The sequence below is a fragment of the Paraburkholderia dipogonis genome, assembly GCF_046027395.1.
Taxonomy (GTDB): Bacteria; Pseudomonadota; Gammaproteobacteria; order Burkholderiales; family Burkholderiaceae; genus Paraburkholderia; species Paraburkholderia dipogonis_A.
Genome location: NZ_JAQQEG010000094.1, coordinates 1 through 8,771, shown reverse-complemented (window position 1 = coordinate 8,771; position 8,771 = coordinate 1). Strand labels below are relative to the sequence as shown.

Sequence of the window (8,771 nt, the reverse complement as noted above, 5' to 3'; positions counted from 1 at the left end):
CCCCGCCCCCCCCCCCCGCCCCGGGGGGGGCGGGGGGGGCGGCGCGCGCCCCGCTGGCCCCCCCCCCCCGCGCCTGGTTTTCGTATTGCGCGAGGTCTTCGAGCGTCGCGTTCAGGTCTTCCAGTTGACGCTCCAGCACTTCGCGATGCCGCGACACCGTGGTGAGGAACGCGTGCAATTGCGGCACTGTGTCGGTCGGCGACTCATAAACGTCCAGCAGATCGCGAATCTCCGACAACGTAAAGCCGAGCCGTTTGCCGCGCAACGTGAGCTTCAGACGCGTTCGATCGCGGCCCGAATAGACGCGCCGTAAGCCGCTCGATCCTTCACGACTCGGTGAGAGTAAACCCTGATCTTCGTAGAAGCGGATGGCGCGCGGCGTGACGTCGAATTCCCGCGCGAGCTCGGTGATCGTGTATTGCGTGTTCATCGGGGCATTCCGTGGCCGGGCAGAAAATCGGATTGAACGATAGAATCGACGTTTACGTTATCGTCAACTTGAGTTGAACGCAACCAGGCGCAGTACGGCCGCAGTACGGCACCAGCACGCCGCAACCACGCCGACCGGCATCGCATACCTCGCCATGCCGGACGGCCGACGGAGGAAGACACCCACAATGAATGCACTCGAACATCAACTCGACTACCCGTTCAGCGACACCTTGCCGGACGCGGGCCACGCGATGGAAGTCGCGCCAGGCGTGTTCTGGCTGCGCATGCCGCTACCTTTCGCGCTGGATCACATCAATCTCTGGCTGCTGCGCGACGAGATCGACGGCCAGCAGGGCTGGACGGTGGTCGACTGCGGGATTACCTCGGACACGATCAAGGAGAACTGGGAGAAAGTGTTCGACTCCGTGCTCGACGGACTGCCGGTGCTGCGCGTGATCGTCACGCATTGCCACCCCGATCACATCGGCCTCGCGCACTGGATCTGCGCGGGTGGCGACAAGAAACGCTGGGACGTGCGGCTATGGATGACGCTCGGCGAATACATGCAGGCGCGTGTAATGGGCGCCGGCGACGGCTCGAATGCGGGCGGCGAGGGCGCGGCGCGGCACTTCGCGCGGCACGGCGTGACCGACGAGGAATCGCTCGAGAAACTGCGCAATCGCAAGAGCTACTATTCGAGCCTCGTGCCGGCGATTCCGGGGCAGTATCGCCGTCTGCGGGAAGCCGATGGCGTGAAGATTGGCGGCAAGACGTGGCACGTAGTGACCGGCTTCGGCCATTCGCCGGAGCACTGTGCGTTGTTCTGCGAAGAGACCGGCGTGCTGATTTCCGGTGACATGGTGTTGCCGCGTATTTCGACTAACGTGTCGGTGTTCGATATGGAGCCGGAAGGCACGCCGCTCGCGCTGTATCTGGAGTCGCTCGGCCGTTACGAAACGATGCCGGAAGATACGCTGGTGCTACCGTCGCATGGCAAGCCGTTCCGCGGCGTGCGTACCCGCATTCGACAATTGCGTGAGCATCACGACGCGCGTCTGGCCGAAGTGCGCGAGGCATGCGCGCAGAAACCGCAGAGCGCCGCGGATATCGTGCCGCTCATGTTCAAGCGCCAACTCGATATCCATCAGATGACGTTTGCGATGGGGGAGGCTTTAGCGCACTTGCATCTGCTGTGGCTCGCGGGTGAGTTGAAGCGTGAGCAGGATGCGGATGGGGTGATAAGGTTTTCGCCGGTGTGATGGTGTGGTGTGTTGACAAAAAAGCCCGGTTTTTTCGCAACCGGGCTTTTTTTCGCACGTTCAACCGCGAACGCAACTACTGCACCGCCACCGTCCCAAAGTTCTGCCGTCCAAACGGACTCACGTGATAACCACTCACATTCGTGCGCGTGATCACGGCAGCAGTCGGATACCCAAGCGGAATCCACAGCGCCTGATCGTGAATGATCTGCTGCGCCTGTTCATACGCCTTCGCGCGCTTGGCCTGATCCGGCGTTGCCTTGCCGTCGGCGATCAGCTTGTCCAGATCCTGATCGCAAAAACGCGCGAAGTTGATGCCCGACTTCACCGCGTTGCAACTGAACAGCGGCGACAGGTAGTTGTCCGGATCGCCGTTGTCGCCGGCCCAGCCCATGAATAGCGAATCATGCTGGCCTTGTTTGGCCTGTTTGATCAACTCGCCCCATTCGATCACCTTCACGTCGGCCTTCACGCCGATCTTCGCGAAGTCGGCTTGCAGCAGTTCGGCGCCGGCCTTCGGATTCGGATTCAGTACGCTGCCGTTCGGCCGTACCCAGATCGTCGTTTCGAAGCCGTTCGGATAACCCGCATCGGCGAGCAGTTTCTTCGCCTTCGCCGGGTCGTACGGCCACGCCTTCACGGCCTTGTCGTAGCTCCACGTGTTCGGCGGATACGGGTTCACGGCCGGCGTTGCGGTGTTGTCGAACACGGTCTTCAGATACGTGGTGCGGTCGAACGCCATGTTCAGCGCGGCGCGCACCTTCTGGTTGTCGAGCGGCTTCTTCTGCGTGTTCAGCGCGACGAACGCCGTCATGAACGCGGGCGTTTGCACGATGGCGAGCGACTTGTCGCCCTTCGCATCGGCGAGATCCTGCGGCTTGGGCGACAAAGCGATCTGACATTCGCCCGCCTTGACCTTCTGCGCCCGCACCGTGGCGTCCGGCGTGATCGCGTAGATCAGGCGGTCGATCTTCGGCTTCGGGCCCCAGTAGGTCGGGTTCACGTCGTAGCGGATCACCGCGTCTTTCGTATAGCTCTTCAGTTCGAACGGACCGGTGCCGATCGGCTTCGAATTCAGATCGACCTGCTTGCCGGCCTTGAGCAACTGGTCGGCGTATTCAGCCGAATAGATCGAGGCGAAACCCATCGTCAGGATCGACACGAAAGTCGCGTCGGGCGCGTTCAGCTCGAACTTGACGGTATTGTCGTCGACCTTGCTGATCGACTTGATGAGCTTCGGCAGGCCCATCGACTGCGCATGCGGGAAGCCGCTCGCACCCGTCACCTTGTGCCACGGATTGCTGTCGTTGAGCATGCGGTCGAATGTGAAGACGACGTCGTCGGCGTTCAACGCGCGGGTGGGCTTGAAGTAATCGGTGGTCTGGAACTGCACGTTCGGGCGCAAATGGAACGTGTAGGTGAGGCCGTCGGCGCTCACGTCCCACTTGTCGGCCAGCGCCGGCACCACTTTCTTCGCGGCCTCGTCGTACGAGACCAGCGAGTTGAAGATCACATCGGCCGACGCATTGGTCGTGACGAGGGAATTGAACTGCACGACATCGAAGCCGTCGGGGCTCGACTCGGTACAGACGGTCAGCGGTTTGGCGAGCACGAGCGCGGGCGCCGTGAGCAGTACGGCGGCTGCGAGCAGTTTGAAGCGCATAGGATCTCCCATAACAAGCGCAGTCAGGTAGTGCGTCTGGTTGTGTGGTTATGTTCCGTTGACGAGGGACGGGCGGCCTTGCGGCCTAGCCGTCGTCTTTATTGTGATACGTTTCCGGCGCTGGCGCATGGGTCGGGTAATGCCGCCTACGCGCGCGTGGGCCTTCGCGAAAGCTTATCGAAGGGTGGTTGCGGCGACAACAACATAATCCGCATATTCATATGGAGCGCCTGGGCTTGCGCTCATGCCGCCGCGGCGCGCTGCATTAAATAAGCGATGCCTTCGATCGCACGCACCCCGTACCACGAGACCATTTCCCCATCGATCAACTCGATGCGCTTGCCGGCCAACCGTGGATTGCGTTTCAGCGCGTCGCAATGAACCTGTGTGAAGCGATACGGCTCGCTGGAGAGCAGGATGCGGTCGACATCGGCGAGCCACGGCGCGGCGTCGAAGTCGAGCGTCGGGTAGCGCGCGGCGCCTGCCGCACCGCCTTGCACGTCCGGCAGCGTGTGCCAGTTCACGAGCCGCAGCATCGTCGAGATATAGGTGTCGCGCGCCACGGTCATCCACGGCTCGCGCCAGATCAGATACAGCACGTTTTGCGGAGTGAACGCGTGCGCCGCCGCTTCGCGCAGACCGGCTTCGAGCGCGTCGCTCAGGCGCTGTGCTTCCCGCGCGCGATCGAAGATCGTGCCCAGCAGCGTGTAGAGCGCCAGATTGTCCCGCGGTGTCCGCGGATGAGTCACGACGATATGCGGCACGAACGCGCGCAATTGTTCGACGGTATCGCGCTCGTTTTCGTCGATATTGACGATCAGATGGGTGGGGCGCAACGCACGAACGGCGTCGAGATTCACGGCCTTGGTGCCGCCGACCTTGCGCACCCGCTGCACCTTGTCGTGAGGATGCACGCAAAAGCCGGTGCGGCCGACTATCTGCTTGTCGAGACCAAGCGCGAACAGCAGTTCAGTGATGCTCGGCACCAGCGAAACGATTCGCGCTGCGGCGCCTGCTGGTTCGTGCGCGACGCCGGCTGCATCGACCGCACGGGGTTGCATGAGTTACTCTGCTTCGGCGGTGGTGCGCGGCTTGCGCGGCGCGCGTTCGAACGCGCGGTCGTAGAGCCAGCGCGGCAGCACGTGCAGCAGCATGGCCACCACGCGCATCTGCCAGGGAAACACCGCGAACGCCGTTTGACGCTCGATCGCCTGCGCCACCTTGACCGCGAAACGGTCCGCGTCCATCAGGAACGGCATGGTGTACGGATTGTGCTCGGTCATGGGCGTGCGGATGTAGCCGGGCGCGATAGTGACCACACCGACATCATGCGGCCGCATTTCGACGCGCAACGCTTCCAGATACTTGAGCGCCGCCGATTTCGACGCGCTGTACGCGCCGGAGCCCGGCAAGCCGCGCACACTCGCGACACTGGCGATACCCACCAGCGTGCCGCGTTTCGCGGCGATCATCGCGGCGGCAAACGGCTCGAAGGTGGCAACCATGCCGAAGTAATTGATATCCATCACTTCGCGGAAGGTGCGCAGATCGCCGTGACCAGTGACCGCGCCGCGGCTGATGCCGGCGTTAGCGATCACGACGTCCGGCAAGCCGTGCCGCGCGATGAACTGCGCGGCCGCATCGGCGAGCGCTTCGGCGTCGCGAACGTCGACGGAATAGATGGAGACGGTGTTCTGCGGATGGGACTGCTGGAAGGCGGCGAGGGCGTCGCCGCGGCGGGCAACGAGGCCGAGAATCGCGCCGCGCCGCGCATATTCGGCGGCGAGCGCGAGGCCTATGCCACTCGAGGCGCCGGTAATGAAAACCTTCAGGGGTGAACTCATTCCGGCGCCTCGGCTTTACATCTTCTTGGCGCGGACCTGCGCGACCAGGTAGTCCAGCACCTGGATCGTGCCCGGCAGGCTGTCGGTCGCAGCCGGGCCGGTTTCATACTTGCCCTGCACGGCCAGCGTCGGCACGCCGTCGATCTTGTAGTCGTCCAGCAGCTTCTTGTCCTTCTGCAGCGCGCTTTGCGTCGAGAACGAGTTGTACGCGTCCATGTACTTCTTCGGATCGACGCCGTTCTTCGCGAGGAATTTGGCCTGATCTTCCGGCGTCAGCAGGTAGTCCTTGTTGACGTGGATTTCATTGAAGACTTTCGGCGTGAGCTGCGCTGCCAGGCCGAGCGCGTCGAGCGCGTGATACATCTTGGAATGTGGAATGAAGTCGTCACGGAAGGCGACCGGCACGCGCTTGAACACCACGTCCGGACCTTGCTTCTTCGCCCACGCTTCGAGGTACGGGTTGAATTCGTTGCAGTGCGGGCAGCCGTACCAGAAGAATTCAGTGACTTCGATCTTGCCGGCCGGCACGTCGGTGGGCTGCGCGGTGGGCAGCACGGTGTAGTCCTTGCCCGATACCGGCGCGGCCGGCGATGCCTGTGCCGAGGCGGCAACGAGGCCCAGCGAGAGGAACAGAATGCTCAGCAGTTTCTTCATGTTGTGTTGACCCAAGTAGGCGTAAAACGGTGGCGCCACGCAAATGCCCGTCACCGTCTTCAAGATTCGGCGTTGGATGGTTTGAACCGTCCGTCGTGCTTGTGACACGCGCCGCACGCCGATAGTTCGGCGGCGGCGCGTCCCGGCAAATCACCGTAGGTTTATTGTTGGCTTATTGCTTCGTGAAGCGGATCACAGCGGTATCCACGCCCGCGTCCGACAGACGCTGACGGCTCGAATTCATATCTTCGAACTTCGAGAACGGCCCGATACGCACGCGGTAATACGTGACGCCGCCGGCATCACGCTGCGTGACTTTCGATTCGAAGCCCTGGAAGGCGAGACGCGCGCGCTGCTGTTCGGCGTCCGCCGAGGTCTTGTACGCGCCCACTTGCAGGAAGTAGCCGGTGTTCGCATCGCCCGGTGCCGGCGCCGCGCCCGAACCGGCCTTGGCGTTGGCGGCCGTGGCGGACGAACCGCTCTTCGGCGCTGAACCTGCCGCGGTGGCGGCCGGTGCGCTGGAGGCTTGCGGCTTCTTCGCCGGCGTGGTGGCCGTGCCGTTGCCGTTGTCCTGCGCGGGTTTCGGCGCAACGGCCGTGCCGTTCGCGTTGCCGTTAGCTGGCGGCACTTCGACGATCTGCGGTTCTTCCAGCATGCCCGACTGCGTCTGCGAGTTGGTCTGGCCCGGCGCGGTGTTCGGCGGCGCCGGCTGCGCGGCTTGCGGCACCGGCTGACCCGGCGTCTTGCCTTGCAGCGGACGGTTCGGATCGTACTGCGGCTGGCTCGCGCCCGAATCGGGTGCCGCGGGCGGCGCCACCTTCGAGACGAATGGCGTGGGCGCACGGGTGATATACAGCGCCACCACTACCGCGATCGCAAGGCCGACGATCAGGCCCAGCACGATGCCGAGAAAAGTCCCCCCGGTTTGTTTCGATTGCTTTGTTGTGCGGCGTGGTTTTGCCATCGTATGAATCACCTGCAAAAAGAATCCTGGAACGGCCGTCGATTATAACGACGGCCGCATGCATGTTGCGCCGGAGGACTTACATCTTGACGGGAGCGGAGACGCCGATCGTCGCGAGACCGTTGGCCAGCACTTGACGCGTGGCCGCGAGCAGCGCGACGCGTGCATTGCGCTCGGCCGCATCGTCGACCAGCACGCGCTCGGCTCTGTCATTGTAGAACGAGTGGAATTCCCCGGCGAGGTCGCGCAGATAGAACGCGACCGCGTGCGGCGCGAGTTCGTCGGCGGCGTGTTGCAGCATGTCCGGGAATTCGGCGAGCTTGTTCAGCAGGGCCATCGCGCGTTCGCTGGTGAGCGGCGACACGTCCAGGTCCGCCAGCGTGCTTTCGTCCGTGCTGTAGCGCGCCTTGCACTCGGCGATGACCGAGCAGATCCGCGCATGCGCATATTGCACGTAATGCACCGGATTCTCGTCGTTCTGCTTCAACGCGAGGTCGATGTCGAACACGAATTCCGTGTCGGCCTTGCGCGAGATCAGGAAAAAGCGCACGGCGTCGCGGCCACGGCGAATGGTTTCCTCGTCGATCAGATCGACGGCGGCTTCAGAGCCCGGCGTCGCGCCGCCCGACCATTCGATCAGGTCGCGCACCGTCACGTAGCTGCCGGCGCGCTTGGAGATTTTCACCTCTTCGCCGTTGCGCATGACCGTGACCATCTTGTGCAGGATGTAGTCGGGATAGCCCTTCGGAATGCCGACGCCGAGACCCTGGAGGCCGGCGCGCACCCGTGCGATCGTGCCGTGGTGGTCCGAACCCTGGATGTTGATGACCTTGGTGAAGCCGCGCTCCCACTTGGCGACGTGATAGGCGACGTCCGGCACGAAGTACGTGTAGGTGCCGTCGCTCTTGCGCATCACGCGGTCTTTGTCGTCGCCGTCGTCGGTGGTGCGCAGCCAGAGTGCGCCTTCCTGCTCGTAGGTCTTGCCGGCGGCGATCAGCGCTTCGACGGTCTTCTCGACCCGGCCTTCCTTGTACAGCGACGACTCCAGGTAGTACTGGTCGAACTTCACGCCGAACGCCTGCAAGTCCATGTCCTGCTCGCGGCGCAGATACGCCACGGCGAAGCGGCGGATCGCTTCGAGGTCTTCGACATCGCGCGCGCCGGTGACCGGCTCGCCGTCGCTCGCAGCCACGGTGGCGCCGCTCAGATAGTCTTGCGCGATCTCGGCGATGTACTCGCCGTTGTACGCCGAAGCCGGCCAGCCTTCGTCGCCGGGGGCGAGGCCGCGGGCGCGTGCCTGGGTCGACAGCGCGAGCGTCTGGATCTGCACGCCGGCGTCGTTGTAGTAGAACTCGCGATGCACGTCCCAGCCTTGCGAAGCCAGCACGTTCGAGAGCGCGTCGCCGAGCGCGGCCTGACGGCCGTGGCCGACATGCAGCGGGCCGGTCGGGTTGGCCGAGACGAATTCGATCAGCACATGCTTGCCGGCGTCGCGTTGCGAACGGCCGAAGGCCTCTTTCTCGGCGAACACGGCGGCGATCACCGCCTGCTTGGCAGCGGCCGCGAGGCGCAGGTTGATGAAGCCGGGGCCAGCCACTTCGGCGGCTTCGACGAGGCCTTTGGCCTGCGGTTGCGCGAGCAGCGCATCGACGATCTGTTGCGCCAGTTGGCGCGGATTGGCGCGCAGCGGCTTGGCGAGTTGCATCGCCACGTTGCACGCGACGTCGCCGTGCGCGGCGACCTTGGGGCGCTCCAGTGTGATGGTGGGCGACACGAACGCGGCTTCGGTCGCGCCTTGCGAGGCGGTCGCGACCTGCTTCACCGTGTCGGCGAGCAGTGTTTCGAGGGTAAGTTTATGTGCAGGCAGCATGCTTGTTGCGAGTCCAGTGAGGCAATCCGGTGATGCGGGAGAGGCGCGGGGCGCGCCGCCGGCGCGGGCCCGTGGGGGGGCGGGG

At 63.9% G+C, this 8,771-nt stretch carries 8 protein-coding genes; 1 reads left to right on the top strand and 7 read right to left on the bottom strand.

Features of this window, described 5'->3' with window-relative positions; translation table 11 throughout:
- On the bottom strand, positions 1-430 hold a 430-nt coding region (locus PQR32_RS41785), incomplete at its 3' end, for a MerR family transcriptional regulator (RefSeq protein ID WP_408241662.1).
- A gap of 187 nt (positions 431-617) precedes the next feature.
- Here PQR32_RS41785 and PQR32_RS41780 point away from each other — a divergent pair.
- Positions 618-1,691 carry an MBL fold metallo-hydrolase gene (locus PQR32_RS41780; protein WP_408241659.1) on the top strand — a complete coding sequence of 358 codons (1,074 nt, stop codon included), beginning with the start codon at positions 618-620 and terminating at the stop codon, positions 1,689-1,691.
- A gap of 76 nt (positions 1,692-1,767) precedes the next feature.
- Here the strand turns inward: PQR32_RS41780 and PQR32_RS41775 are convergent, their stop codons facing one another.
- From PQR32_RS41775 to argS, 6 genes are all read right to left on the bottom strand, one after another.
- Positions 1,768-3,354 carry an ABC transporter substrate-binding protein gene (locus tag PQR32_RS41775; RefSeq protein ID WP_408241656.1) on the bottom strand — a complete coding sequence of 529 codons (1,587 nt, stop codon included), beginning with the start codon at positions 3,352-3,354 and terminating at the stop codon, positions 1,768-1,770.
- Positions 3,355-3,596: 242 nt separating this feature from the next.
- A complete protein-coding gene (locus PQR32_RS41770; protein ID WP_408241653.1) occupies positions 3,597-4,415 on the bottom strand; it encodes a cobalamin-binding protein in 819 nt (272 codons plus the stop codon).
- 3 nt (positions 4,416-4,418) lie between these two features.
- Positions 4,419-5,198, bottom strand: coding sequence for an SDR family oxidoreductase (locus PQR32_RS41765; protein WP_408241650.1), 780 nt, complete (start codon positions 5,196-5,198; stop codon positions 4,419-4,421).
- 15 nt (positions 5,199-5,213) lie between these two features.
- Entirely contained in the window at positions 5,214-5,852 is a 639-nt protein-coding gene (locus PQR32_RS41760; protein WP_408241647.1) for a thiol:disulfide interchange protein DsbA/DsbL, read from the bottom strand.
- 172 nt (positions 5,853-6,024) lie between these two features.
- Positions 6,025-6,834, bottom strand: a complete 810-nt coding sequence (locus tag PQR32_RS41755) for an SPOR domain-containing protein (RefSeq protein ID WP_408241644.1) — start codon at positions 6,832-6,834, stop codon at positions 6,025-6,027.
- 61 nt (positions 6,835-6,895) lie between these two features.
- A complete protein-coding gene (gene argS, locus PQR32_RS41750; RefSeq protein ID WP_408241641.1) occupies positions 6,896-8,686 on the bottom strand; it encodes an arginine--tRNA ligase in 1,791 nt (596 codons plus the stop codon).
- Positions 8,687-8,771: the final 85 nt, after the last annotated feature.

Bases quoted from the DNA above. Each gene is read 5' to 3' on its own strand.
- PQR32_RS41780 (WP_408241659.1), top strand. From the start codon at position 618: ATGAATGCACTCGAACATCAACTCGACTACCCGTTCAGCGACACCTTG.
- PQR32_RS41775 (WP_408241656.1), bottom strand. From the start codon at position 3,354: ATGCGCTTCAAACTGCTCGCAGCCGCCGTACTGCTCACGGCGCCCGCG.
- argS (WP_408241641.1), bottom strand. From the start codon at position 8,686: ATGCTGCCTGCACATAAACTTACCCTCGAAACACTGCTCGCCGACACG.
- PQR32_RS41765 (WP_408241650.1), bottom strand. From the start codon at position 5,198: ATGAGTTCACCCCTGAAGGTTTTCATTACCGGCGCCTCGAGTGGCATA.
- PQR32_RS41760 (WP_408241647.1), bottom strand. From the start codon at position 5,852: ATGAAGAAACTGCTGAGCATTCTGTTCCTCTCGCTGGGCCTCGTTGCC.
- PQR32_RS41770 (WP_408241653.1), bottom strand. From the start codon at position 4,415: ATGCAACCCCGTGCGGTCGATGCAGCCGGCGTCGCGCACGAACCAGCA.